Raw genomic sequence first — 24355 nt, 5'->3', positions numbered from 1 at the left:
CCCATGTCAGCCCTGCCCACCGCCGCCCGCCGCCCCGAGCCGTCCTGGCCGGCGTCGCCCGCCGAGGGGCGCGACGCCACCGGAGCCCGGGTGGAGTTCCGCTCGCTCCGCCGGGCGTTCGGCCCGACCGTGGCCCTCGACGGCCTCGACCTCACCGCCGAACCCGGCGAACTGCTCGCCCTCCTCGGCCCCTCCGGCTGCGGCAAGACCACCGCGCTGCGGGTGCTCGCCGGGTTCGAGCAGCCGGACTCCGGCGAGGTGCTGGTGGACGGCGAGGACATCACGCGGATCCCCGCCAACCGGCGCGACGCCGGGATGGTCTTCCAGTCCTACAGCCTCTTCCCGCACCTGAACGCCCGCGACAACGTGGCCTTCGGCCTGCGCGTACGGAAGGTGGCCGCCGCCGAGCGGCACGCTGCCGCCGCCGACCTGCTCGACCTGGTCGGGCTGCCCGACCACGGCGGACGCTTCCCGCACCAGATGTCCGGCGGTCAGCAGCAGCGGGTCGCCCTGGCCCGCGCGCTCGCGCTGCGGCCCCGGGTGCTGCTGCTCGACGAACCGCTCTCGGCACTCGATGCCAAGGTGCGGCTCACGCTCCGCGAGGAGATCCGCCGCCTTCAGCTGTCGCTCGGGATCACCACCATCTTCGTCACCCACGACCAGGAGGAGGCCCTGTCCATGGCCGACCGGGTCGCCGTCCTCAACGCGGGCCGGCTGGAACAGTGCGCGCCCCCGGCCGAGCTGTACGAACGCCCCGCCACCGCGTTCGTCGCGGAGTTCGTCGGCACCATGAACCGGCTGCCGGGCCGCCTGACCGGGACCGGTTCGGTCGAGGTCGCGGGCTCCACCCTGCCGGTCGACGGCGAGGCCCCGACGGGCGGCGGGCCCGTCGACGTGCTGATCCGGCCCGAGGGCGTCCGGGCCGAGGCCGACCCCGACGGCACGGCCACCGTCGTCTCCGCGTCGTTCCTCGGCTCGGTCACCCGGGTCCTGCTCGACCTCAGGGGCGGCGTCGCAGTCAAGGCCGACCTCCCCTCCCGGGACGCCGCCGACCTGCTGCCCGGCGTACGGGCCCGGGTCACGCCCGTGCCGCGTCCGGTGTTCGTCGTCCCCGCGGCCCCCGCACGTGAGCCGTCGGCCGGGAAGGCGGAGGCATGACGACGCCCGCCGCCGTGCTCCTCGACATGGACGGCACCCTCGTCGACACCGAGGTGCTGTGGTGGGAGACGGCCCACGAGGTCGCCGCCGGACTCGGCCACCCGCTGTCCGGCGCGGACGCGCCGGAGGTCGTCGGCCGGGCCGTCGCGGACACCGCCGCTCATCTGATCGAGGTGACGGGCGGGGCCGCCGCCGAGCTGCCCCGCGTGGCCGCCGAGCTGACCGCGTCCTTCTTCCGCAAGGTCGACGCGGGAGCCCCGCTGCGCCCCGGGGCCGCCGCGCTGCTGGCCGCACTGGAAGCGGCCCGGGTGCCGTTCGCCCTGGTCAGCGCATCGCCCCGGAGCGTGGTGGACGCGGTGGTGGCGGGGTCGCTGGCCGGGGCAGCCTTCGCCTTCACGCTGTCGGCCGACGACACCGTACGGACCAAGCCGCATCCGGACCCGTACATGGCGGCGGCGACCCGGTTCGGCGTCCCGGCCTCGGCCTGCGTCGCCGTCGAGGACTCCCCGGACGGCACCGCCTCCGCGCACGCCGCGGGCTGCGCCGTGCTGGTGGTGCCCTCGCTGCTGCCGGTGGAGCCCGCGCGGGGGCGGACCTTCGCCCGTAGCCTGGAAGAGGTGGACCTCGGGGTGCTCGGCGACTGCCTGAGGCGTCCGGATCCTGAAATCCGGGGTCCGAAACGGGCGTGATTCACGCCACCCTTGATCGGGGTTGCGCTCAGATGAGCGTTTTCCACATAGCTGCACTTCTGGAAGACGTGGCACTCAGTGCCACCCTGCTGGATTCGAGAAGTGAACTCACCTGGCGAATGACCCGCTCAGGTGAGCGGCTAGGGTCAAGTTTCGGCCATGTCGCATTCAGGAGGTGAAAGCGGAACGTCAGGTGCTTCGGCCGGGCGAGCCTTTCGATCTGCTGGCGGACGGGTGGTTGCGGCCGTATGACGACCAAGTGGACGTACCCATCCACCTTCGATCTGGGTATGTTCCTCGCCGTCAGGGCAGCCACCGCGTCCTCGAGGAGTCGAGACCCGTGTCGGAAAACAAAGATCCCCAGAAGTTCGTCTACGACTTCACCGAGGGCAACAAGGATCTGAAGGATCTTCTGGGCGGCAAGGGTGCGAACCTCGCCGAGATGACCAACCTCGGGTTGCCCGTCCCTCCGGGCTTCACGATCACCACCGAGGCCTGCAAGGTCTACCTGGACAGCGGCGACGCGCCGACCGCGCTGCGCGACGAGGTGAGTGCGCACCTCAAGGCGCTGGAAGAGCGCATGGGCAAGCAGCTCGGGCAGGCCGACGACCCGCTGCTGGTCTCCGTCCGCTCCGGCGCCAAGTTCTCCATGCCGGGCATGATGGACACGGTCCTGAACATCGGCCTCTCCGACGCCTCGGTGGCCGGTCTCGCCGCCCAGTCCGGCGACGAGCGCTTCGCCTGGGACTCCTACCGCCGCCTCATCCAGATGTTCGGCAAGACCGTCCTCGGGGTCGACGGCGACCTCTTCGAGGAGGCGCTGGAGGCGGCCAAGGACGCGAAGAAGGTCACGGTCGACACCGACCTCGCCGCGGCCGACCTCAAGAAGCTCGTCAAGCAGTTCAAGAAGATCGTCGAGTCCGAGGCCGGACGCGTGTTCCCGCAGGACGCCCGCGAGCAGATGGACCTGGCCATAAACGCGGTCTTCGACTCGTGGAACACCGACCGGGCCAAGCTCTACCGCCGCCAGGAGCGCATCCCCGGCGACCTCGGCACGGCCGTCAACGTCTGCTCGATGGTCTTCGGCAACCTGGGCCCCGACTCCGGCACGGGCGTCGCCTTCACCCGCGACCCGGCCAGCGGCCACCAGGGCGTCTACGGCGACTACCTCCAGAACGCGCAGGGCGAGGACGTCGTCGCCGGTATCCGCAACACGGTGCCGCTCGCCGACCTGGAGTCGATCGACAAGAAGTCGTACGACCAGCTCATGCAGATCATGGAGACCCTGGAGAACCACTACAAGGATCTCTGCGACATCGAGTTCACCATCGAGCGCGGCCAGCTCTGGATGCTCCAGACCCGGGTCGGCAAGCGCACCGCCGGCGCCGCCTTCCGGATCGCCACCCAGCTCGTGGACCAGGGCCTGATCGACGAGGCCGAGGCCCTCCAGCGCGTCAACGGCGCCCAGCTCGCCCAGCTGATGTTCCCGCGCTTCGACGACGAGGCGAAGACCGAGCTGCTCGGCCGGGGCATCGCCGCCTCGCCCGGTGCGGCCGTCGGCAAGGCCGTCTTCGACTCGTACACCGCGATCAAGTGGTCCCGCTCCGGCGAGAAGGTCATCCTGATCCGCCGCGAGACCAACCCCGACGACCTCGAAGGCATGATCGCCGCCGAGGGCATCCTGACCTCGCGCGGCGGCAAGACCTCGCACGCGGCGGTCGTGGCGCGCGGCATGGGCAAGACCTGTGTCTGCGGCGCCGAGGACCTGGAGGTCGACACCAAGCGGCGCCGGATGACGGTCGGCGGCACGGTGATCGAGGAGGGCGACCTCGTCTCGATCGACGGCTCCACCGGCAAGGTCTACCGGGGCGAGGTACCCGTCGTACCGTCTCCGGTCGTCGAGTACTTCGAGGGCCGGATGCACGCCGGGGCCGACGACGCCGACGAACTGGTCGCCGCCGTGCACCGGATCATGGCGTACGCGGACCGGGTGCGCCGGCTGCGGGTGCGGGCCAACGCCGACAACGCCGAGGACGCGCTGCGGGCCCGCCGCTTCGGCGCCCAGGGCATCGGCCTGTGCCGCACCGAGCACATGTTCCTCGGTGAGCGCCGCGAGATGGTCGAGAAGCTGATCCTCGCGGACACCGACGACGAGCGCGAGACCGCGCTGGCCGCTCTTCTCCCGCTCCAGAAGGCCGACTTCATCGAGCTGTTCGAGTCGATGGACGGACTGCCCGTCACCGTCCGCCTCCTCGACCCGCCGCTGCACGAGTTCCTGCCCGACATCACCGAACTGTCGGTCCGCGTCGCGCTCGCGGAGTCCCGCAAGGACGCCAACGAGAACGACCTGCGCCTGCTCCAGGCGGTGCACAAGCTGCACGAGCAGAACCCGATGCTGGGTCTGCGCGGGGTGCGCCTGGGCCTCGTCATCCCCGGTCTGTTCGCGATGCAGGTGCGGGCCATCGCCGAGGCCGCCGCCCAGCGCAAGAATGCCAAGGGCGACCCGCGCGCCGAGATCATGATTCCGCTCGTCGGCACGGTCCAGGAGCTGGAGATCGTCCGCGAGGAGGCCGACCGCGTCATCGCCGAGGTCCAGGCCGCCACCGGCACCGACCTCAAGCTGACCATCGGCACCATGATCGAGCTGCCGCGCGCCGCGCTGACGGCGGGCCAGATCGCCGAGGCCGCGCAGTTCTTCTCCTTCGGCACGAACGACCTGACCCAGACGGTGTGGGGCTTCTCCCGCGACGACGTGGAGGCCTCGTTCTTCACCGCGTACCTGGAGAAGGGCATCTTCGGGGTCTCCCCGTTCGAGACGATCGACAAGGACGGCGTCGGCGCGCTGGTCCGCAGCGCCGTCGAGGCCGGCCGGGCCACCCGCCCGGACCTCAAGCTCGGTGTCTGCGGCGAGCACGGCGGCGACCCGGAGTCGGTGCACTTCTTCCACGAGGTGGGCCTGGACTACGTGTCCTGCTCGCCGTTCCGCATCCCGGTCGCCCGCCTTGAGGCCGGCCGGGCCGCAGCCGAGTCCCGGGGCAGCGACAGCCGCTGACCCGGGCTCCGGATCCGGGCTGCACGAACAGCCCGGATCCTCATGGGCAGGGCTGCACGAACAGCCCTGCCCACCGACCAAGGCCTCGAAGGCCCACCGAGAAGCGGCGGCACCCTGTGCGGGGGTGCCGCCGCTTCGTCCTGCGCCGGCCGGCGACGGTACGGAAGTGGCGTGTGCGGAAATGACCGGTGGTACCGGGAAATCGTCAGGATCGCGCACCGAATGCCGCGCGAGGAATGTGGCGCAGGGCACATTGCTTCGTTCAATGCGCAAAGAAATTCGGGTGGCGCGCCGGGGACCGGGGTGCGGTCCATGGATCCCCACCCATGGACCGCACCCGGCTTACCCCCGTCGGGTACGGAGCCGCACCGTCGCCCACCGCCGCCGAACACACAAAGCCCCCCACGGCCTTCACGTGCTCATCCGGTGGGCACCGGATGCGTACCCGACGCCGTACAGCTTTTCGGGTGAAGCGGAACGGGGCGAGACCTTTCACTTCTGGCCGAAACCCCGTGGTGACCTCCTGTGACGGCCCGCATACCCTTTGGTGGGGGCAATTGCGGATGCAACAGGTGGGGGAGCGGTGCTGCGTATCCATGTGTCCAGGCTGGACCTTTCGCGGGTGCGGATGGCCACGAGGCCGGACGCACTGTGGGAAACCATTCTCAGTTTTCACCGGATCAGGGACCGGCGTGCTTCGACGGTGTTCGGGAAATGGCGTTCGGAATCCCGGGCGCGGTTGAATGGTGAAGCACAGCTGCTGGCGGCGGTCGTCCCGCCCCGCGGCTATTTCCCGGATTTTCTGACGCCCTCCCAGGAGGGCGCCGAGCCTTTCGGGCTCGACGTCGGAATAGAGGCGTTGCGCGACACCCCGGCCGACCGCGTCCACGCGGAGCTGGAGCTGCTGGCCGCCGGGCGGATACGGCAGCGGGCCGGCCTGTCCGCCGGCCCGCGTCAACAGGACCCCGGAGCGGGGAGAGCGAGCGCGGCGCTGCCCGCCGCACTCATGGAGGGCCGTGCCGAGCCGCTCGCCCGGCTCATCGGGGCCCTCCGCAGCTACCACCACGCGGCCGTGGAGCCCTACTGGCCACACATCCGGGCCAGCGTCGAGGCGGACCGGGCCGTCCGCGGCCGGGCCCTGCTGGACGGCGGAGCGGACGGGCTCCTGGCCACGCTGCCGCCGATGATCCGGTGGCGTTCGCCCGTGCTGGAGGCGGACTACCCGTTCGACCGCGATCTGCACCTGGACGGGCGCGGGCTGCTGCTCCAGCCGTCCTTCTTCTGCCGGGGCACGCCCGTGGTCTACCGCGACCCGTCGCTCCCGCCGGTGCTCGTCTACCCGGTGGCCAACCCCGGAGCCCCGGTCTTCGCCGAGCCGGGCCCCTGGCTCGGCCGGCTCGTCGGACACACCCGCTCGGCCGTCCTCTCCTCCATCGGCAACGGCTGCACCACCAGCGAACTCGCCCGCCGGGCCGGGGTGTCGCTGGCCTCCGCGAGCCAGCACGCCTCCGTGCTGCGCGAGGCGGGCCTGGTCCTGACGCTGCGGCACGGCAGCTCGGTCCTGCACACGCTGACCCCGCTCGGCGGCTCCCTGCTGCGCGGCGGAGCCCCGCTCGCCCTGCCCTGAGGGCAGTCCCGGGCCGTTGTCAGTGGGCCGTGCAAATCTTCTGCCGTGCGCCGATGAGTTCGGCGCGGCCCCGCCGTCTAACCATCGAAAGCGCCGGACGGACCACCGCGGGCGCCACGGGACAGAGGAAGAGGAAACGACCATGGCTCAGATGATCTTCGTGAACCTGCCGGTGAAGGACCTGGAGACCACCAAGGGCTTCTTCGAGAAGCTGGGCTACGGCTTCAACCCGGCGTTCAGTGACGACAAGACCGCCTGTCTGGTCATCAGCGACACCATCTTCGCCATGCTGATGACCGAGCCACGCTTCAAGGACTTCACCAAGAAGGACGTCGCCGACGCCTCGAAGACCACCGAGGTCATCCTCGCGCTGAGCTGCGACAGCCGCGAGGAGGTCGACCGTCTCGCGGACGCCGCCCTGGCCTCCGGCGGCTCCCCGGCGGGCGAGACGCAGGACATGGGCTTCATGTACGGCCGCTCGTTCCAGGACCCTGACCACCACATCTGGGAGGTCATCTGGATGGACCCGGCCGCCGCCGAAGGCCAGGCCTGAGCCGGCGGACGGGCACGGCGGGCACGCCGGGCCGGCGCGGCGCCCCGCGCCGGCCGGCCCGCCGCCCGATCGGTGAGGCGGCTCCCGTCAGCTGCGGAAGGGCCCCTTCACCTCGTACGTGATGCCGCCGGACGAGCTTCCGCTCGTCCCCCGCTGCGAGGAGAAGTAGAGCCGGCCGCCGTCCGGCGAGAACGCGGGCCCGGTGATCTCCGACCCGGACTGGCCGGTGATCCGCAGGAACGGGGCCACCGTGTCGTCCGGCGTGATCAGGCAGATCTCCATGTTCCCGCCGTCCTCCGCGATGTAGAGGTCCCCGGATCCGGACCGGGTGACGTTGTCCACGCCGGTCAGCGGGGCGGAGCCGCCCGTCACCAGTGAGTCGTCGTACGCGAGCGAGATCGACGAGGTGTTCGCGTCGTACGCCCACACCCGGTTGTCGCCCTTGGTGGTGAACCAGCAGGTGCCCGCCGCGTAGAAGCAGCCCTCACCGCCGTTGAAGACCTTCGCCCCGGACACCTGGTGCCGGGTCTGGGTGGAGGAGCCGGCCGGGTCCGGCACGTTCGCCCAGGTCACCGGAGTGGAGGTGGCCGTGCCCGCGACCAGCACCTGAAGGGTGCCGCTCGACAGGTTCCCCCAGGTCGTGGGCCGGAAGCGGTAGAAGCGGCCGTCGCTCTCGTCCTCGGTGAGGTAGACGTACCCGTGGTCCGGGTCGGCGGCGGCGGCCTCGTGCTTGAAGCGGCCCATCGCCGGACGCCGCACCGCCGCGTTCACACCCCAGGGGTCGGTCTCGTACACATACCCGCGGGTGACCTCCTCGCAGGACAGCCAGGTCTTCCACGGGGTGGCGCCGCCCGCGCAGTTGTTGTTCGTATCGGCCAGGATCCGGTACGCGGACGTCACCGTTCCCGAGGAGTCGAACTTCACCGCGCTCGCCCCGCCCCCGCTGCTCGGGGACACCTCGGCGTTGGAGACGTAGATCCAGCCCGAGCCGTCGGCGTACGTCGCCCCGCCGTCGGGCGCGCTGTGCCAGCGGTAGGAGGTGCCGGGCACGGTCTGCCCGGAGCGGGCGACGACACGGCTGGTGAAGCCGCTCGGCAGCTGGATCCCGTCGCCGTTGGCGGCCTGGAGCGCGCCGTACGGGCCGGGGGCCGGCTGGGCCGGGTCGGCGAAGGCGGCGCCCCGCCACAGCGTGCCGCCGAAGGCGGCCGCCGAGCCGCCGATCACCGCGGTGCGCAAGAAGGTCCGACGTTCCACGATCACTCCACGGATGAGTGTGGGCCCGCCGCTCCGGACGGGCCGGCGGGTCGCGCGTCAGGACTGTAGGAGAGCAGAGTTGACGGAGCGTCGAGAGCAGGTGAACGGGCGGCGGAGGAGTTGCACAGGCCGCGTTCCGCGACCCGGCCGCCCCCGGAGCCGGTCAGTCCGTCCGTACGGTGAAGACCGGCACCGCCGCCCCCTCGTCGTCCAGGCACGCGCCCGTCGCCAGGTCGAAGCGCTGCTTCAGCAGCGGGGAGGCCACGAACGGCCGCCCGCCCGCGGAGCCGAGCAGGCCGCGCGAGAGGACGTACGCCCCGGTGAACGGGTCCCGGTTGCCGATCGCGTACACCTGACCGGCCCGGTCCATGAAGACGGCCGCCTGGTCCCCGTCCGGCAGCAGCACCGCCACGCCCCGCCCAGGGGTCAGCAGGGCCCGGTCGCAGACCGTCAGCCAGTCCGTTCCGTGGGCGAGCCGGACGAATCCGGTGCCCTGTGCCGTCGTGATCGTCGCGGTGGTCATCAGGATGCGGTCCCTTCGAGGGTGCGGACGGCGAGCACGGGTCCCGCGAGCAGTTCCAGATCCGGCTTGATCTGGTCCCTTTCCGGAACGAACTTCACCGAGGGGTCGGGGGCGTGGGGGGCGTTGACGAAGGTGACGAAGCGCCGCAGCCGTTCCGGGTCGTTGATGGTCTCGGCCCACTCGTCGCGGTATCCGGCGACATGGTCGGTCATCATCCGCTCCAGCTCCTCGCAGAGCCCCAGCGAGTCGTGGACGACCACGTCCCGGACGTGGTCCAGGCCGCCGTCGATCCGCTCCAGCCAGGCGGAGGTGCGCTCCAGGCGGTCGGCGGTACGGATGTAGAACATCAGGAACCGGTCGATCAGCCGCACCAGTTCGGCGTCCGAGAGATCCTGGGCCAGCAGGTCCGCGTGGCGCGGGGTGGCCCCGCCGTTGCCGCCGACGTACAGATTCCAGCCCTGGGCGGTGGCGATGATCCCGAAGTCCTTGCCCCGGGCCTCCGCGCACTCGCGGGCGCAGCCGGAGACCGCCGACTTCAGCTTGTGGGGGGAGCGCAGGCCCCGGTAGCGCAGCTCCAGGTCGATCGCCATCCGCACGGAGTCCTGCACGCCGTAGCGGCACCAGGTCTGCCCCACACAGGACTTGACCGTCCGCAGCGACTTCCCGTACGCGTGCCCGGACTCGAACCCCGCGTCCACCAGCCGGGTCCAGATTTGGGGCAGCTGGTCGACCCGGGCGCCGAAGAGGTCGATGCGCTGGCCGCCGGTGATCTTCGTGTAGAGGCCGAAGTCGCGCGCCACCTCGCCGATGACGATGAGCTTCTCCGGGGTGATCTCGCCGCCGGGGATGCGCGGCACGATCGAATACGACCCGTTGCGCTGGAGGTTGGCCAGAAAGTGGTCGTTGGTGTCCTGGAGCGCCGCCTGCTCGCCGTCCAGCACATAGCCGCTCGCGCCCACGGTCGGTGCGAGCGAGGCGATGACCGAGCCGACCGTCGGCTTGCAGACCTCGCAGCCGTCCCCGCCGCGCGCCTCCTCGCGGCCGTGCGAGTCGAGCAGCTCCGCGAACGAGGTGACCTCCAGGGTGCGGACGATCTCGTACAACTCGCTGCGGCTGTACGGGAAGCAGCCGCACAGCCCCGCGTCCTCGGGCGGCGGCATCAGCTGACCGATCACCTTCAGGCAACTGCCGCAGCCCGTACCGGCCTTGGTGCACTTCTTCACCTCGGGCAGCGTGGTGTGCTCGCAGATCGCGCCCTTGGTCACGTTGTGGCAGGAGCAGATCACCGCCTCGTCCGGCAGCGCGGAGGGGCCGAGCGCCACCGGGCCGCCCGCCCCGGCCGGCAGCACCAACTGCTCGGGGGCGACCGGCAGCACCGTGCCCGTCATCGGCCGCAGCGTGCCGTACTGGTCCGCGTCCCCGACCAGCACCCCGCCCAGCAGCGTCCCGTCCCGCCCGATCACCAGCTTCTTGTAGACCCCCGCCCTGGCGTCGGAGTAGACGACGTCGAGCGCCCCCTCGGCCGCCCCGTGCGCGTCGCCGAACGAGGCCACGTCCACGCCGAGCAGCTTCAGCTTCGTCGACAGGTCCGCCCCCGTGAACGCCGACCGGCCGCCCGCGATCACCTCGGCCGCCGCCTGCGCCATCTCGTAGCCCGGCGCCACCAGCCCGTACACCCGGCCGTCGGCGGCCAGCGCGCACTCGCCGATCGCGAACACCGCCGGGTCCGACGTCCGGCACTCCTCGTCCACGACGATCCCGCCGCGCTCCCCGACGGCCAGGCCGCACTCCCGGGCCAGCTGGTCCCGGGGCCGCACGCCCGCCGAGAAGACCACCAGATCGACCGCGAGCGAGGAGCCGTCGGAGAGGGCCATCCCGGTCACCGCGCCGTCCGCGCCCGCCAGCACCTCCTGCGTACCGACCCCTGTGTGCACCGCGAGGCCCATGTCCTCGATCGTGCGCAGCAGCGCCGCGCCGCCGCCCTCGTCCACCTGGACGGGCATCAGCCGGGGCGCGAACTCCACCACATGGGTGGACAGCCCGAGCCCCTTCAGCGCCCCGGCCGCCTCCAGACCGAGCAGCCCGCCGCCCACCACCGCCCCGGTGGCCGCGCCCTTCGCGTACTCCTCGATCGCGAGCAGGTCCTCGATGGTCCGGTACACGAAGCAGCCCCGGGCGTCCTTCCCCGGCACCGGCGGCACGAAGGGGTACGAGCCCGTCGCCAGCACCAGCGTGTCGTACGGGAACACCGCCCCGGACCGTGCGGTCACCGTCCGCCCCGCCCGGTCGACGCCCGTCGCCGGGTCGCCGACGTACAACTCGAAGCCGTGCCGTTCCATGAAGTCCCGCTCCACCAGGGAGAGGTCCTCGGGGCTCCGCCCGTCGAAGTACGAGGTGAGGCGCACCCGGTCGTAGGCGGGCCGGGGCTCCTCGCAGAGCACGACGACCCGGGCGGCGCCGGCCGCCGGGGTCAGCCCCCGGTCGGCGAGGGCCTCCAGGAACCGCTGGCCGACCATGCCGTGCCCGACGACCACGATCGTCGGAGCGGCGGTGTGCGCCAGGGCGTTCGGGGTGGTGGGCTCCGGCATCTCAGTGGCCTCCGTCGGTTGTCCTCATGCCATGAGCGTGGGCGGCAGGTGTTACCCGGCCGCATCCCGCCTGTTTCCCGGGCGGAACCTTGCGCTCAGCGACGGCGCCGGGGCTCTGTGAGGGGCCTCGGGCCTCCCGTTCGGATCAGGCCGGATCCGAACGGGAGGCCCTTGGGGAAGAGCCCCGGCGACAGGCGTCTAATGTCGGGTCGTGCCTGACATAACACTGACCACGCTGGTGCTCCTCTGCCTCGCCGCGGCCGCCGCGGGCTGGATCGACGCGGTGGTGGGCGGCGGCGGCCTGCTGCTCCTGCCCGCGCTGCTGCTCGGCCTGCCGAACGTCCCGGCGGCCCATGTGCTCGGCACCAACAAGGCCGTCGCGATCGTGGGCACCTCGGGCGCCGCGGTCACCTTCCTGCGCAAAGCCCCGGTAAGGGTCGGGCTGGCGGTGCGGGTCGGGCTGATGGCGCTCGCCGGCTCGATGACCGGGGCGTTCTTCGCCGCCGGGATCAGCAGCGAGGTGCTCCGCCCGGTGATCATGGTCGTGCTGCTGGGGGTCGCGGCCTTCGTGCTGCTGCGCCCGTCCTTCGGGGCGCCCACCGAGGGCGACGGCGCGGACCGGCCGGTCACCCGGGCCCGGATCGTCACGGCGATCGTGCTCGTCGGCGGCGGTATCGGCTTCTACGACGGGCTGTTCGGGCCCGGCACCGGCACCTTCCTGGTGCTGGCCCTGAGCGCCGTGCTCCACCTGGACCTGGTGACCGCGTCGGCCACCGCGAAGATCGTCAACGTGTGCACCAACGCCGGGGCGCTGGCGATGTTCGCGTACCAGGGAACCGTGCTGTGGCAGCTCGCGGCCGTGATGGCGCTCTTCAACCTGGCGGGCGGGATGATCGGTGCCCGGATGGCGCTGAGCCGGGGCAGCGGCTTCGTCCGGGCGGTGCTGCTGACCGTGGTGTTCTCGCTGGTCGCCAAGCTGGGCTTCGACCAGTGGAACGCGTGACGGTCACGGGCCGTCGTTTCGGCGCACCTCGGTGAGGTGCGCGTACGCCACCACGTTGCCCTGGTAGCCGGTCTCCTTCGAGAAGCCGCCGCCGCAGGTGATCAGCCGGAGCGACGCGTGCGGGGAGTCGCCGTAGACGCGCTGGTCGGGGAAGTCGTCGTTGTCGTAGACCTCGATGGCGTCGATCGAGAACACGGCCGTGCGCCCGTCCTTGCGGTCGACCTCGACCGAGGTCCCCTTGGTCAGGGCCCCCAGGGCGTAGAAGACGGACGGGCCGTCCGCGTTGTCCACGTGCCCCGCGACGATCGCGGTGCCCCGCGCGCCGGGCGGGACGCCGTCCTCGTACCAGCCCGCGAGGTTGCGGTCCTCGTCGGGCGGTACGTCGAGGCTGCCGTCGGCGGCCAGCCCCAGCCGGGTCATCGGCGCGTCCACCTCGATGCTCGGGATGCGGATGCGGACCGGCTCGGAGGGGTTCAGCGGTTCGGCGACCGGGGAGCCGGGCTGGAGCTGGGGGCCGGCGGCGAAGGCCTGGGCGCTGGAGGGCTGCGGCGGGATCAGCTGGCCGCCGGGGCCGTTCTGGATGAGCCAGATGCCGCACAGCACGGCGATGCCCACCAGCCAGCCATTGGCCTTCTGCGCGCTTGCGGACACGGCGTCGTCCTCGGTCGGTGGTCCGGGCGGACGGGGCGCGCTCGGGGACGCGCCCCGCCCGGTCAGGGGGAAGCGGCGGTTCAGCTTCCTTCGGCGCCCTCGGAGCGACGGCGCAGCAGCCACAGCCCGCCGACGGCGGCCAGGCCGATCACGCCGACGCCGAGGGCGACCTGCGTGGAGTTCGGTTCGACGCTGCCGCCGACCCCGGTCCGCACATGGCCGGACGGGCGGTCGTGGATGGGCTTCTCGTGCTTGCCGCCGCCGATCACTTCCAGATCGCCGACCGCGTCCTTGCCGTTGTCGCAGGAGACGATGATCTCGTAGGTGCCGGGCCGGGTGTCGTGCGGCACGGTGAACTTGCCGACCACGACCTCCTTGTGGGTGCCGGGGCGTACCTCGAAGTCCCCGGCGTCCAGGGAGTTCGCGTCGCCGATGCCCGAGCCCTTCTTGCCGCAGGCGGTGGTGTTCACGGTGACGGTGGCACCGGGGGCCGCGGTCGACGGGGTGATCTCCAGACGGCCGAATTCGCCCGCGTACGCGGACGGAGCGGCGGCGGTGAGACCGAACGCGATGACGGTGAACGCGGCACCGACGGTGCCGGTCACGAGGCGGGCAGGACTGCGCATGGGGATCCTCCGGGCAGACGGCGCGAGCGGGTGTGTCCTGTCCCCGAGCCAACGGGGGCCGGGCCCGGCACGCCTTCTGACGTGGGGTCAGCTTTCACCCGTACGGACCGGCGCGGCACCCTTGCCGGAAGAGATCGCCGCAGGTCGTGGCGGTGCGGCTGGGCCGTTCGGTCCGTGCTGCCGGTGCGGGTGCCGATCGGGTGAGGCGCCCGCGCGGAGTGTGACGCAGGTCACATGAATGACCTCGCGGGCCCCGGGCACACGCAAGACACCCCCCACGGGACGGATCCCCCCGCCCCCCACGGCACCCGCCCCCTCCGGTCCACTCCCCCCTGGACCGGAGGGGGCGGTGTCGTATCCGCCCCCGGCCGCGACCACCCTCGGCCGCGACCGCCCCGGCCGCTTCCGCCCTCGGCTCCTCAGGCTCCGTCCGCCCCGTCCGCGGCGCTCCAGACGATCTGCGGCGGACGCACCCGGGCGCACAGCGGCTGCCCCTTGGCGTCGGTGAGCCCGAGCCGCCCGGTGAGACGTCCGGAGCGTGCGGCGGCCTCGAGGACGTCCGGATCGATGTCGGCGAACATCAGCTTGGCGCGCCGGAACATGGTGAAGACCCCGGCGTCGTCCACTGTGCCCCACGACAGATAGACGAACCGCCCGCCCAGCCGGTTCTGGACGTAGGGCCCCGTCACCTCGATCCCGTCCGCCGTCGCGGTGGCCGTGCAGTCGAGCACCCACGAGGCGGAGGGGGCGTCCCCGGGGTGCAGGCCGAGCAGCTCGTCCGGCCGGTCCTTGCGCTGGACGCCGACGTGGATGTTCGCGTACCCGGGGAAGTCGCTGTCCGGGCCGCAGCTGCGTCCGGGGAGGGCTGAGGCCTCGATATGGATCTGCATGCCCCCATGGTCCGGCACGGCCGAAGCGGACGGCCCCCGCCCTCCCGGGCGGGGCGTCTCGCATGGCCCGCGCCGGGCGTCGCTCCGCCCTCCCGCGCGGGGTGTCTCACACGGCGTCCTCCGGGGTGTCGTCGTACATCGCGCCCAGCTTTCCCATCAGCTTCTCGTCGACCGCGAACGCGGTGCGGTCGATCCGCCGCACCGGCGCGATGCCCTGCGAGTTGCAGACGAAGGCGGCCCGATAGCGTTCCACCCCGTCCGGGCCCTCCAGCGTCACCGGGCGGCGCACCGACGGCAGTCCGGCCCGCTCCAGCCCCTGCTCCAGCAGGGTCATCGTGATGCCGGCCAGCGCCGGGGCGCCGGGCCACACCACGGAACTCCCGTCCCAGAAACCGATGTTGGTGATCGCTCCCTCGGTCACCACACCGCCCGGCGCGGTCAGCAGCGCCTCGTCGAACCCCGCCCGCCCCGCCCGGCTTCCGTAGTACGTCTGCCCGAACTCGCCCGGCCGCTTGATGTGCGGGACCGTGCGCACGTACGGCACCGACATCAGGCTCCGCGCCTCGACCGACATGACGGCGGGCTCCCGGACCGTCACCATCAGGGTCGTGCGCGTCGCGCCGGGCGGCAGGTAGCCGTTCACCCGCACCGAGGCGTCCCGGAGCCCCGCGCCGTCCAGGGCGTGCCGGATCAGCTCCCGCACCCGGTCGCCGTCCACCGGCAGATCGAACAGCTCCCGGTTCGCGGCGTCCAGCCGGGCCAGGTGCAGCCCGAGGCCCCGCACCCTGCCGTCCCGCACCTGCATGGCGGTGAAGTGGCCGTAGCCGTACAGCACGGGGATCCGCAGGTCCTCCTCGGTGGCCGGGCGGCCGTCGAACTCGATGTGGGGCAGGGGCGTGTCCGGCCGGTGCGTCGTCATGCGGCCACCGTAGGCGGGCCGTCCGGACCCGGATCGGGCAGGCTCCGGACGGACACGCTTGACCTCAACCATGGTTGAGGGGGAAAGGTCGAAGCCATGGACATCACAGCCGTATCCACGTCATCCACCGTGCCCGTCAACGAGCCCGCCCCCCTCAAGGTGGCCGTCATCCTCGGCAGCAACCGCGACGGCCGCTTCGGTCCCGTCGTCGCCGACTGGTTCCTGGCCCGCGCGGCGAGCCACCCCGGCGTCGAGACCGACCTGGTCGACGTCGCCGAGGCCGACCTCCCCACCGCGATCACCTTCAGCCCCGGACCCGAGGAGGCGGCGCGGCTCGGCGCGGTCTCCTCGCGCCTCGCGGCGGCCGACGCCTTCGTCGTCCTCACCCCCGAGTACAACCACTCGTTCCCCGCACCACTGAAAACGCTCATCGACTGGCACAGCGCGGAATGGCAGGCCAAACCCGTCGCCTTCGTCAGCTACGGCGGCATCTCCGGCGGGCTGCGGGCCGTCGAACAGCTCCGGCAGGTCTTCGCCGAACTGCACACCGTCACCGTCCGCGACACCGTGTCCTTCCACAACGCCGGCGCCCTCTTCGACGACGAGGGACGCCATCTGGACCCGGAGCCCGCCGACGCGGCGGCCAAGTCGCTGCTGGACCAGCTGGTGTGGTGGGGCACCGCCCTGCGCGACGCCCGCAAGCTCCGTCCGTACGGCGCCTGACCCGCTGGGGGCCGACAATCGCATCGAAGGCCCACGGGCAAGGAGCCCGCCGTACTGTGAGGAGACCGACGATGACAGCGCCGCCGGCATGGCTGACCGTACTGACCACGACCGACAGCGAGGACAAGGCCGACGCCCTGGCCCGGTCGGCGGTGGAGGCCAGGCTGGCGGCCTGCGCGCAGATCTCCGCCCCCGTCACCTCCGTCTACCGGTGGCAGAACGCCATCGAGACGACCGAGGAGTGGCAGGTGCTCTTCAAGACGACGGCGGAACGCTACGACGAACTGGAAGAACACCTCCAGCGGGAGCACGACTACGAGACGCCGGAGATCATCGCCCTGCCGGTGGTCCGCGGCAGCGCCCGCTACCTCGGCTGGGTGACGGCGGAGACGGCGCCCCCGGCAGCCCTGTGACGGCGGCCGTGACCACGACCGCCCCCGGCGGCCCCGTCTCCGCCGAGCTGCCCTTCTTCGTGTACGGGACGCTGCTGCCGGGCGAACCCAACCACGACCTGTTCCTCCGGGGCCGCACGGCGGGGGAGCGGCCGGCCGTGCTGCCCCGGGCCCTGCTCTACGACGGCCCCGGCTACCCGTACGCGATCGAGGGCCACGGCCGCGTCCACGGCACGCTGCTCGTCGCCGCGCCCGGGATCTACGGGGAGCTGCTCGGGCTGCTGGACCACCTGGAGGAGTTCCTCGGCCCCGGCCACCCGCGCAACCTGTACGAACGCGTCGTCCGCGAGGTCGAGCTGCCGGCGCAGGGGGCCCCGGACGGCGGGGAGTCCGTGCGGGCCTGGGTCTACCTCGCCGCGGCCGCCGTCACCCGCTCGCTGCGGACCGGCGGCGTCCTCATCCCCGAGGGGCGGTGGACCCGTTCACGCCCGTCCGGCGGTTGAGGACGAATTTTGGTGGTGGGGAGCGGTGACCTCTCCCGCGGCGGGGAGCGCTGGTGCCGGGTTCGTCCCGAGCGACGGTTCCGTGCTTCGGGCGGGCCCGTTCAGCGCGCCCCGGTGGCCAGCGCCTCCGTCACACCCTGCTCCTCCGGCCCCAGGAAACGCGGGTCGGGCCGGAGCAGGGCGTCCAGCGCGGCCTTGCCCGAGGCCGCCAGCTCCCGGGCGCCGCCGTAGTACCAGGTGGTGTCCCGCGGCTCGTCGACCCCGACGCCGTACGCGTCGATCCCGGCGGACCGGCACAGGGTGACCGCCCGGTGGATGTGGAAGCCCTGGCTCACCAGCACCGCCCGGTCGACCCCGAAGATCTTCTTGGCCCGGACGCAGGAGTCCCAGGAGTCGAACCCGGCGTAGTCGCTCACGATCCGCTCGTCGGGCACCCCGCGCCCGGTGAGATACGTGCGCATCGCGTCCGGCTCGTCGTACTCCACCCGGCTGTTGTCCCCGGTGACCAGGACGACCTTCACCTTCCCGGTGCGGTACAGCTCGGCCGCCGCGTCCAGCCGGTGCGCCAGGTACGGGGTCGGCCGGCCGTTCCACAGCCCGGCGCCGAACACCACGGCGACCTCCCGCGCCGGAGCCTCGGCCGTCGTGCCCACCCGGTCGCCGGACTCCAGCCGCATCCAGGTCGCGGGCACCAGGGCCAGCACACAGGCGGCCATCAGCCCCTGCACCAGCCGCCGTTGCACCCGCCGCGTGCGCGGCAGCCGCAGCACCGGCCACGACGTCGGCCGGGACCGGGCGGACAGCCGCAGCCCGGCCCGCAGCCGGGACACGGAACGGGCCGGCCACCGGTGCTCCGTCAGCCACCGCCCCAGCGCCTTCCGTCTCTCCCCGGCCTTCCCGCTCTTCCCACGCACCAGAACCCCCACCCGTCGTCAGTCCGTCCGCCCGCCGCGCCAGGTGCGCGCGGGCCGTGTGCCCCCACCCCACCTGACGACCGGGATGCCGCAAAGGTTCGCCGGCCGCCCCGGTTGTGGCGTCCGACACCGGCGGGGGAGCGGACCGCGCGGGCGTACGCACACCGTCCCCGACCCCACCGTGAGGCGGCGGAAAACCCCTGTGACCCTCGCGCAACGGCCCGGCAACCTTCGCCCGGCACCATCGGTGCATGACGGAGCAGGCCCCCGAACAGCCTCACCGGTCGCCCCCGATGACCGACAGCACCGCGCAACTCCTCACCCGCATCACCGACCGGCTCGGCGCCCAGCTCAGCCTCGTCTCCCGGAACGGAACCCCCAGACCCATGCACCGCACCCGGCAGCCCGACCGCCCCGCCGAGGACGGCGGCCCGTCCGCCCCGTCCCTGGTCGCCGTGGCACACGGCAGCCGCGACCCGGAGGCCCTGCGCACCGCGCTGGCCCTCCTGGACCTGGTGCGCGACCTGCGCCCCGGCCTCGACGTCCGGCTCGGCCACATCGAGCTGAACCGGCCGCTGCTCCCGGACACCCTGGACGGCCTGCGCGGGGCCGACGCCGTCCTCGTACCGCTGCTCCTGGGACGCGGCCACCACGTCAAGCGCGACCTTCCCGCCAGGGCGGCCGCCGCCCCCGACGTACGCACCCGGATCGCCGCGCCCCTCGGCCCCCACCCCCTGCTCGTCGAGGCGCTGTACGGGCGGCTCGCCGAAGCCGGCTGGGACCCCGCCGACGAGGGCGGCCGGCGCGCCGCCGTGGTCCTCGCCGCCGCCGGATCCCGCGACCCCGACTCCGCCCAGGACACCCGGCGCACCGCCGGCATGCTCGCGACGCGCCTCGGCGTGCCCGTCGTCCCCGCGTACGCCTCCGCCGCCACGCCCACCGTCCCGGCCGCGCTGCGCGCGCTGGCCGCCCGGGGCCGCCACCGGGCCTTCGTCGCCTCGTACTTCACCGCCCCCGGCCGCTTCGCGAGCGCCTGCGCCGACGCCGTACCGCACCGGGCCGCCGCCCCGCTCGGCGCCCACCCGGCGATGGCCCGCCTCGTACTGCACCGCTACGACCAGGCACGGTCCGCCCCGGAGGGGGCCCCAGGGGGTGGCTTGCCGATCATGCCGGGCTCGCGGGGTCCGGCACCGCACCTCGCCGCGTTGTCGTCACTCGCCATGGCTCCGCCATTACTCCCTTCTCCGCCTTGCGATGCACGGCACCGGACCCCGCTCCCTGATCCGGCCTGATCGACAAGCCACCCCCTAGCCCCGGCCGACGCGGTGAGCTTGCTCGCTTCCGCCTGACATCCGGGCCCGCTCACGCCACGTTGTCCGTCCCGGTCGCTACTGTCGGAACCATGGACGGCACACAGGGCGCACACGGGGCAGACCGGACACACGGCGCACAGAGCGCACCGAGCGGACGGGGGGCGAGCCCCTACAGGTCCGCCGACACCGAGCGCTTCGACACCGAGGAGGACAAGCGCCCCGGCCGCACCGCCTTCCAGCGCGACCGCGCCCGGGTCCTGCACTCGGCCGCCCTGCGCCGGCTCGCCGGGAAGACCCAGGTCGTGACGCCCGGCACCCGCTCCCTCGTCTGGGACGCCAGCCCCCGCACCCGGCTCACCCACTCCCTGGAGTGCGCCCAGGTCGGCCGCGAGCTGGGCGCGGTCCTCGGCTGCGACCCGGACCTGGTGGAGACGGCGTGCCTGGCCCACGACATGGGCCACCCGCCGTTCGGCCACAACGGCGAACAGGCGCTCAACGACTTCGCCTCCGACTGCGGCGGCTTCGAGGGCAACGCCCAGTCCCTGCGCCTGCTGACCCGCCTGGAGCCCAAGCGCTTCGTCCGCGACCCGCACACCGGCGACCTGGTCAGCGTCGGCCTCAACCTGACCCGGGCCGCCCTGGACGCCGCCACCAAGTACCCCTGGCCGCGCGGCGCGCACCCCACCGACCCGCACTCCGCCAAGTTCGGGGTGTACGCCGACGACGTCCCGGTCTTCGCGTGGGCCCGCGAGGGCGCCCCCGAGGACCGCACCTGCTTCGAGGCCCAGGTCATGGACTGGTCCGACGACGTGGCGTACAGCGTGCACGACTTCGAGGACGGGCTGCACGCCGGGCACATCGACCCCAACTGCCTCTACGCCGAGCCGGAGCGCGAGGAGATCTGGGCGGTCGCCATCGGCCGCTACGTCCCGGCCGGCACCGACCCGCAGGAGCTGTCGGAGGCCCTGGACCGGTTGATCGACCAGGACTGGTGGCCGCACGGCTACGACGGCTCCGCCGTGGCCCAGGCCCGGCTGAAGGACGCCACCAGCCAGCTCATCGGCCGCTTCTGCACGGAGGCCGAGACCGCCACCCGCGCGGTGTACGGACCCGGCCGCCTCGGCCGGTACGGCGCCGAGCTGGTCGTCCCGCGCGCGGTGCGCCACGAGTGCGCGGTGCTCAAGGCGGTCGCCGACCGGTACGTCATGCAGCGCGCCGAGCAGGAGGCCATCCGCGCCGACCAGCGCATCGTGATTGCCGAGCTGGCCGCCGCCCTCACCGCCCGCGCCCCCGAAGGCCTGGAACCGCACTTCCGGGCCCTGTTCGACCAGGCGCCCGACGACCACGCCCGCAAGCGGGTCCTCGTCGACCAGATCGCGGCGCTCACGGACGCCTCCGCGCGATCCCTGCACGCCGCGCTGACCGCCCGTCGCGGCTGACGGCAGACTGGAACCTGACCACTGGGGGTGACCTGTCCCGGGCACTCCCTCTTTCGCCATCACGCTGCGTGCGGGACGCTCGCAGCTGGGGGCGCCGCGCAGCACAGCACTGAGGAGGCATCAAGTGGTCGACGCACACCAGACGTTCGTCATCGTCGGAGCAGGACTCGCAGGGGCGAAGGCGGCCGAAACACTGCGCGCCGAAGGGTTCACCGGCCGGGTGATCCTCATCGGCGACGAGCGCGACCACCCCTACGAACGGCCGCCGCTCTCCAAGGGCTACCTGGACGGCAAGGCCGAACGCGACAGCGTCTTCACCCACGAACGCGCCTGGTACGCGGGCGCCGACATCGAACTGCACCTCGGCCAGCCGGTCACCGCGCTCGACCGGTACGCGAAGACCGTGCAGCTCGGCGACAACACCGTCATCCACTACGACAAGCTGCTGCTGGCCACCGGCTCCGAACCGCGCCGCCTCGACGTCCCCGGCACCGAACTGGCCGGCGTCCACCACCTGCGCCGCCTCGCCCACGCCGACCGGCTGCGCAACGTGCTCGCCGCCCTCGGCCGCGACAACGGCCACCTGGTCATCGCCGGGGCCGGCTGGATCGGCCTGGAGGTCGCCGCCGCCGCCCGCGGCTACGGGGCCGAGGTCACCGTCGTCGAAGCCGAGCCCACCCCGCTGCACCAGGTCATCGGCCCCGAGCTGGGCCAGATCTTCACCGAACTGCACAGCGCGCACGGCGTCCGCTTCCACTTCGGGGCCCGCCTCACCGAGATCATCGGCCAGGACGGCATGGTGCTCGCCGCCCGCACCGACGACGGCGAGGAGCACCCCGCCCACGACGTGCTCGCCGCGATCGGCGCCGCCCCGCGCTCCGCCCTCGCCGAGGCCGCGGGACTGGAGATGGCCGACCGCGCCCACGGCGGCGGCATCGCCGTGGACGCCTCCCTGCGCACCTCCGACCCGCACATCTACGCCGCCGGGGACGTCGCCGCCGCCGCCCACCCGCTGCTCGGCACCCGGCTGCGCGTCGAGCACTGGGCGAACGCCCTGAACGGCGGACCGGCCGCCGCCCGCGCCATGCTCGGCCAGGACGTGAGTTACGACCGCGTCCCGTACTTCTTCTCCGACCAGTACGACCTGGGCCTCGAATACTCCGGCTGGGCCCCGCCCGGCTCCTACGACGAGGTGATCATCCGGGGCGACGCCGGGAAGCGGGAGTTCATCGCGTTCTGGCTGAAGGACCGCCGCGTCCTCGCCGGGATGAACGTCAACGTGTGGGATGTCACCGAAACGATCCAGGAGATCGTCCGGGCCCGCCAGCAGCACGACCCGGAAGCCCTCGCCGACCCGTCGGTTCCGCTGGACTCCCTGCTCTGAGGATCCTCTCCGGGGTGCGGGCGGGCACCGCCCGCGCACCGGAGAGGCTCCTGCCGGGCGTCCGACTGTCCGCGCCCACCCGTAGACTTCACACGTGGCTGGCAGGATCAACGACGACGACGTGAAGGCGGTACGGGACGCGGTCCCGATCGACTCCGTCGTGTCCGAATACCTCCAGCTGCGCAACGCGGGCGGCGGAAACCTCAAGGGTCTCTGCCCCTTCCACGACGAGAAGTCCCCCTCCTTCCAGGTCAGCCCCGGCAAGGGCCTGTTCCACTGCTTCGGCTGCCAGGAGGGCGGCGACACGATCGCCTTCGTGATGAAGATCGACCACCTCTCCTTCTCGGAGACGGTCGAGCGCCTCGCCGCCAAGGCGGGCATCACCCTGCGCTACGAGGAGGGCGGCTACAACCCCTCCCACCAGCGCGGCGAACGCATCCGGCTGATCGAGGCCCACCAGGCCGCCGCCGAGTTCTACGTCCGCGCACTGGAGAGCCCCGAGGCCGAGATCGGCCGGAAGTTCCTCGCCGAGCGCGGCTTCGACCAGGACGCCGCCACCCACTTCCGCGTCGGCTACAGCCCGGCCGGCTGGGACCACCTCACCCGCTATCTGCGCGGCAAGGGCTTCAGCGACAAGGAACTGATCACCTCCGGCCTCTCCCAGGACGGCCGCCGCGGCCCCATCGACCGCTTCCGCGGCCGGCTGATGTGGCCCATCAGCGACACCGCCGGGGAGATCGTCGGCTTCGGCGCCCGCAAGCTGCGCGACGACGACAACGGCCCGAAGTACCTCAACACCCCCGAGACCCCGATCTACAAGAAGTCCCAGGTGCTGTACGGCATCGACCTGGCGAAGAAGGACATCGCCAAGGCCAGCCGCGCCGTCGTCGTCGAGGGCTACACCGACGTCATGGCCTGCCACCTCGCCGGGGTCACCACCGCCATCGCCACCTGCGGCACCGCCTTCGGCAACGACCACATCAAGATCCTGCGCCGCCTCCTCATGGACAACGGCAGCGCCCGCGTCATCTTCACCTTCGACGGCGACTCGGCAGGGCAGAAGGCCGCCCTGCGCGCCTTCGAGGACGACCAGAAGTTCGCCGCCGAGACGTACATCGCCATCGCCCCGGACGGCATGGACCCCTGCGACCTGCGGCTCGCCAAGGGTGACGACTCCGTACGCGACCTGGTCGAGCCGCGCACCCCGCTCTTCGAGTTCGCCCTGCGCCAGATCGTCGGCCGGTACGACCTGGAGACCCCGGCCGGCCGCGCCGCCGCCCTCGACGAGGCCGCCGCCGTCGTCGCCAAGATCAAGACGAGCAGCGTGCAGCGCGAGGTCGCCGTCCAGCTCGCCGGGTTCGTCGGCATCCTCGACCAGGAGTTCGTCGTCCACCGCGTCGCCCAGCTCGCCCGCTGGGCCCGGGACAAGGGCGGCGACAACGCGGAGCGCGGCGCCCGTCGCGGCGGCCCCCAGGCCCCGCGGGGCGCAGCCCCGCAGCAGACCGCCCCCGGCTTCTCCGGACCGGCGCTCAACCTCCGCAGCCCCGCCCACCGCACCGAACGCGAGCTGCTCAAGCTCGCCCTCCAGAAGCCCGCCCTGGTCTCCCCGGCCTTCGACGCGTACGGCGTGGACGAGTTCACCGCCCCGCCCTATGCCGCCGTGCGCCGCTGCATCGAGGAGGCGGGTGGCGCCGAACAGGGCCTCGCCGACAACCGCGAGTATCTGGTCGCCGTCATGGACGCTGCCCCCGACAACACCGTCCGCAGCCTCGTCACCGAGCTCGCCGTCGAGGTCTTCATCGGCAAGACCATCGACGAGACGTACGCGGGCATGCAGCTCGTCCACGTCCGGCTGCGCGCCGTGGACCGCCGCATCAACGACGTCCAGGGCAGCCTCGCCCGCCTCGGCAGCCATGTGGCGCCCCAGGACCTGGCCGCCGCGCAGAACGAGGTCTGGGTGCTCCAGCAGTACGCCCAGTCCCTGCGCGCCCACGGCGCCGCCGCGCTCTGAGCCCACCCGTCACCCGGCCGCGGTAATCGGCCGGTGACGGACCGGAACCAGAAAGTCCCCGCACGCCCCTCGTGACAGTCGTGTGTCGTACCCCACACTGGGGAATGTCTGAGTCATCGGAGCACGCCGGTCCGCAGGGGAGC

21 protein-coding genes are annotated in these 24355 nt (G+C 72.6%); 13 read left to right on the top strand and 8 right to left on the bottom strand.

Annotated elements, in window-relative coordinates:
• Positions 1-3 precede the first annotated feature (3 nt).
• The 5 genes from IE272_RS03550 to IE272_RS03530 all read left to right on the top strand — a co-directional run bounded on the left by IE272_RS03550 (position 4) and on the right by IE272_RS03530 (position 7079).
• Positions 4-1158, top strand: a complete 1155-nt coding sequence (locus IE272_RS03550) for an ABC transporter ATP-binding protein (RefSeq protein WP_229897194.1) — start codon at positions 4-6, stop codon at positions 1156-1158.
• Positions 1155-1847 carry an HAD family hydrolase gene (locus IE272_RS03545; protein WP_050361393.1) on the top strand — a complete coding sequence of 231 codons (693 nt, stop codon included), beginning with the start codon at positions 1155-1157 and terminating at the stop codon, positions 1845-1847. Before IE272_RS03550 ends, IE272_RS03545 begins: the two co-directional genes overlap by 4 nt.
• Positions 1848-2187: 340 nt before the next feature.
• Positions 2188-4899, top strand: a complete 2712-nt coding sequence (gene ppdK, locus IE272_RS03540; RefSeq protein ID WP_050361392.1) for a pyruvate, phosphate dikinase — start codon at positions 2188-2190, stop codon at positions 4897-4899.
• 583 nt (positions 4900-5482) lie between these two features.
• Positions 5483-6526 (top strand): ArsR/SmtB family transcription factor, encoded by a 1044-nt coding sequence (locus IE272_RS03535; RefSeq protein WP_063804542.1) that lies wholly within the window; start codon positions 5483-5485, stop codon positions 6524-6526.
• Positions 6527-6668: 142 nt separating this feature from the next.
• Positions 6669-7079: a VOC family protein gene (locus tag IE272_RS03530; protein ID WP_007449495.1), complete on the top strand. Its 411-nt coding sequence runs from the start codon at positions 6669-6671 to the stop codon at positions 7077-7079.
• An 87-nt stretch (positions 7080-7166) separates the two neighbouring features.
• Here IE272_RS03530 and IE272_RS03525 read toward each other — a convergent pair whose 3' ends face one another.
• The 3 genes from IE272_RS03525 to nirB all read right to left on the bottom strand — a co-directional run bounded on the left by IE272_RS03525 (position 7167) and on the right by nirB (position 11444).
• Complete coding sequence (locus IE272_RS03525) at positions 7167-8333, bottom strand: alkaline phosphatase PhoX (protein ID WP_057668212.1); 1167 nt, start codon at positions 8331-8333, stop codon at positions 7167-7169.
• Positions 8334-8496: 163 nt separating this feature from the next.
• Complete coding sequence (nirD, locus tag IE272_RS03520) at positions 8497-8856, bottom strand: nitrite reductase small subunit NirD (RefSeq protein ID WP_056706806.1); 360 nt, start codon at positions 8854-8856, stop codon at positions 8497-8499.
• The gene (nirB, locus tag IE272_RS03515; RefSeq protein WP_057662559.1) at positions 8856-11444 is read right to left on the bottom strand and encodes a nitrite reductase large subunit NirB; all 2589 of its coding nucleotides are present in this window, start codon (positions 11442-11444) and stop codon (positions 8856-8858) included. Before nirB ends, nirD begins: the two co-directional genes overlap by 1 nt.
• 211 nt (positions 11445-11655) lie before the next feature.
• On the opposite strand from nirB, the gene IE272_RS03510 reads away from it, so the two are divergent.
• Positions 11656-12447, top strand: coding sequence for a TSUP family transporter (locus tag IE272_RS03510; protein WP_098892639.1), 792 nt, complete (start codon positions 11656-11658; stop codon positions 12445-12447).
• Positions 12448-12450: 3 nt separating this feature from the next.
• Here IE272_RS03510 and IE272_RS03505 read toward each other — a convergent pair whose 3' ends face one another.
• The 4 genes from IE272_RS03505 to IE272_RS03490 all read right to left on the bottom strand — a co-directional run bounded on the left by IE272_RS03505 (position 12451) and on the right by IE272_RS03490 (position 15533).
• Positions 12451-13098: a class F sortase gene (locus IE272_RS03505; protein ID WP_190006228.1), complete on the bottom strand. Its 648-nt coding sequence runs from the start codon at positions 13096-13098 to the stop codon at positions 12451-12453.
• A gap of 80 nt (positions 13099-13178) precedes the next feature.
• Positions 13179-13724, bottom strand: a complete 546-nt coding sequence (locus IE272_RS03500; RefSeq protein ID WP_032791214.1) for a GVDTG sorting domain-containing protein — start codon at positions 13722-13724, stop codon at positions 13179-13181.
• Positions 13725-14143: 419 nt separating this feature from the next.
• The gene (locus tag IE272_RS03495) at positions 14144-14614 is read right to left on the bottom strand and encodes a DUF5990 family protein (protein ID WP_056706801.1); all 471 of its coding nucleotides are present in this window, start codon (positions 14612-14614) and stop codon (positions 14144-14146) included.
• Between the two features lie 106 nt (positions 14615-14720).
• Positions 14721-15533: an aminotransferase class IV family protein gene (locus IE272_RS03490; protein WP_057662551.1), complete on the bottom strand. Its 813-nt coding sequence runs from the start codon at positions 15531-15533 to the stop codon at positions 14721-14723.
• Positions 15534-15629: 96 nt separating this feature from the next.
• Here IE272_RS03490 and IE272_RS03485 point away from each other — a divergent pair, with 96 nt between their 5' ends.
• The 3 genes from IE272_RS03485 (at position 15630) to IE272_RS03475 (ending at position 17151) form a co-directional block, all read left to right on the top strand.
• Complete coding sequence (locus IE272_RS03485; RefSeq protein WP_190006227.1) at positions 15630-16256, top strand: NADPH-dependent FMN reductase; 627 nt, start codon at positions 15630-15632, stop codon at positions 16254-16256.
• Between the two features lie 71 nt (positions 16257-16327).
• The gene (cutA, locus tag IE272_RS03480) at positions 16328-16669 is read left to right on the top strand and encodes a divalent-cation tolerance protein CutA (RefSeq protein WP_050361383.1); all 342 of its coding nucleotides are present in this window, start codon (positions 16328-16330) and stop codon (positions 16667-16669) included.
• Positions 16666-17151 carry a gamma-glutamylcyclotransferase family protein gene (locus IE272_RS03475; protein WP_056706796.1) on the top strand — a complete coding sequence of 162 codons (486 nt, stop codon included), beginning with the start codon at positions 16666-16668 and terminating at the stop codon, positions 17149-17151. Before cutA ends, IE272_RS03475 begins: the two co-directional genes overlap by 4 nt.
• A 101-nt stretch (positions 17152-17252) precedes the next feature.
• Here IE272_RS03475 and IE272_RS03470 read toward each other — a convergent pair whose 3' ends face one another.
• Positions 17253-18077: a SanA/YdcF family protein gene (locus tag IE272_RS03470; RefSeq protein ID WP_190006226.1), complete on the bottom strand. Its 825-nt coding sequence runs from the start codon at positions 18075-18077 to the stop codon at positions 17253-17255.
• A 239-nt stretch (positions 18078-18316) separates the two neighbouring features.
• On the opposite strand from IE272_RS03470, the gene IE272_RS03465 reads away from it, so the two are divergent.
• The 4 genes from IE272_RS03465 to dnaG all read left to right on the top strand — a co-directional run bounded on the left by IE272_RS03465 (position 18317) and on the right by dnaG (position 24212).
• Positions 18317-19357, top strand: coding sequence for a sirohydrochlorin chelatase (locus IE272_RS03465; RefSeq protein WP_229897193.1), 1041 nt, complete (start codon positions 18317-18319; stop codon positions 19355-19357).
• 110 nt (positions 19358-19467) lie between these two features.
• Positions 19468-20817 (top strand): deoxyguanosinetriphosphate triphosphohydrolase, encoded by a 1350-nt coding sequence (locus IE272_RS03460; RefSeq protein WP_050361380.1) that lies wholly within the window; start codon positions 19468-19470, stop codon positions 20815-20817.
• Between the two features lie 124 nt (positions 20818-20941).
• On the top strand, positions 20942-22201 hold the full coding sequence (locus tag IE272_RS03455) for an NAD(P)/FAD-dependent oxidoreductase (protein ID WP_050361379.1): 1260 nt from the start codon (positions 20942-20944) through the stop codon (positions 22199-22201).
• Positions 22202-22295: 94 nt separating this feature from the next.
• Positions 22296-24212 (top strand): DNA primase, encoded by a 1917-nt coding sequence (gene dnaG / locus IE272_RS03450; protein WP_190006225.1) that lies wholly within the window; start codon positions 22296-22298, stop codon positions 24210-24212.
• Positions 24213-24355: the final 143 nt, after the last annotated feature.

This window comes from Streptomyces anulatus, from assembly GCF_014650675.1.
Taxonomy (GTDB): Bacteria; Actinomycetota; Actinomycetes; order Streptomycetales; family Streptomycetaceae; genus Streptomyces; species Streptomyces anulatus.
Note: the sequence above shows the minus strand (reverse complement) of the source record. Positions and strands in the feature narration are given on the sequence as shown.

Coding starts and splice junctions, on each gene's coding strand:
- IE272_RS03485 (WP_190006227.1), top strand. CDS start 15,630: ATGGACATCACAGCCGTATCCACGTCATCCACCGTGCCCGTCAACGAG.
- IE272_RS03500 (WP_032791214.1), bottom strand. CDS start 13,724: ATGCGCAGTCCTGCCCGCCTCGTGACCGGCACCGTCGGTGCCGCGTTC.
- nirB (WP_057662559.1), bottom strand. CDS start 11,444: ATGCCGGAGCCCACCACCCCGAACGCCCTGGCGCACACCGCCGCTCCG.
- IE272_RS03495 (WP_056706801.1), bottom strand. CDS start 14,614: ATGCAGATCCATATCGAGGCCTCAGCCCTCCCCGGACGCAGCTGCGGC.
- cutA (WP_050361383.1), top strand. CDS start 16,328: ATGACAGCGCCGCCGGCATGGCTGACCGTACTGACCACGACCGACAGC.
- nirD (WP_056706806.1), bottom strand. CDS start 8,856: ATGACCACCGCGACGATCACGACGGCACAGGGCACCGGATTCGTCCGG.
- IE272_RS03465 (WP_229897193.1), top strand. CDS start 18,317: ATGACGGAGCAGGCCCCCGAACAGCCTCACCGGTCGCCCCCGATGACC.
- IE272_RS03460 (WP_050361380.1), top strand. CDS start 19,468: ATGGACGGCACACAGGGCGCACACGGGGCAGACCGGACACACGGCGCA.
- IE272_RS03550 (WP_229897194.1), top strand. CDS start 4: ATGTCAGCCCTGCCCACCGCCGCCCGCCGCCCCGAGCCGTCCTGGCCG.
- IE272_RS03490 (WP_057662551.1), bottom strand. CDS start 15,533: ATGACGACGCACCGGCCGGACACGCCCCTGCCCCACATCGAGTTCGAC.
- IE272_RS03530 (WP_007449495.1), top strand. CDS start 6,669: ATGGCTCAGATGATCTTCGTGAACCTGCCGGTGAAGGACCTGGAGACC.
- IE272_RS03545 (WP_050361393.1), top strand. CDS start 1,155: ATGACGACGCCCGCCGCCGTGCTCCTCGACATGGACGGCACCCTCGTC.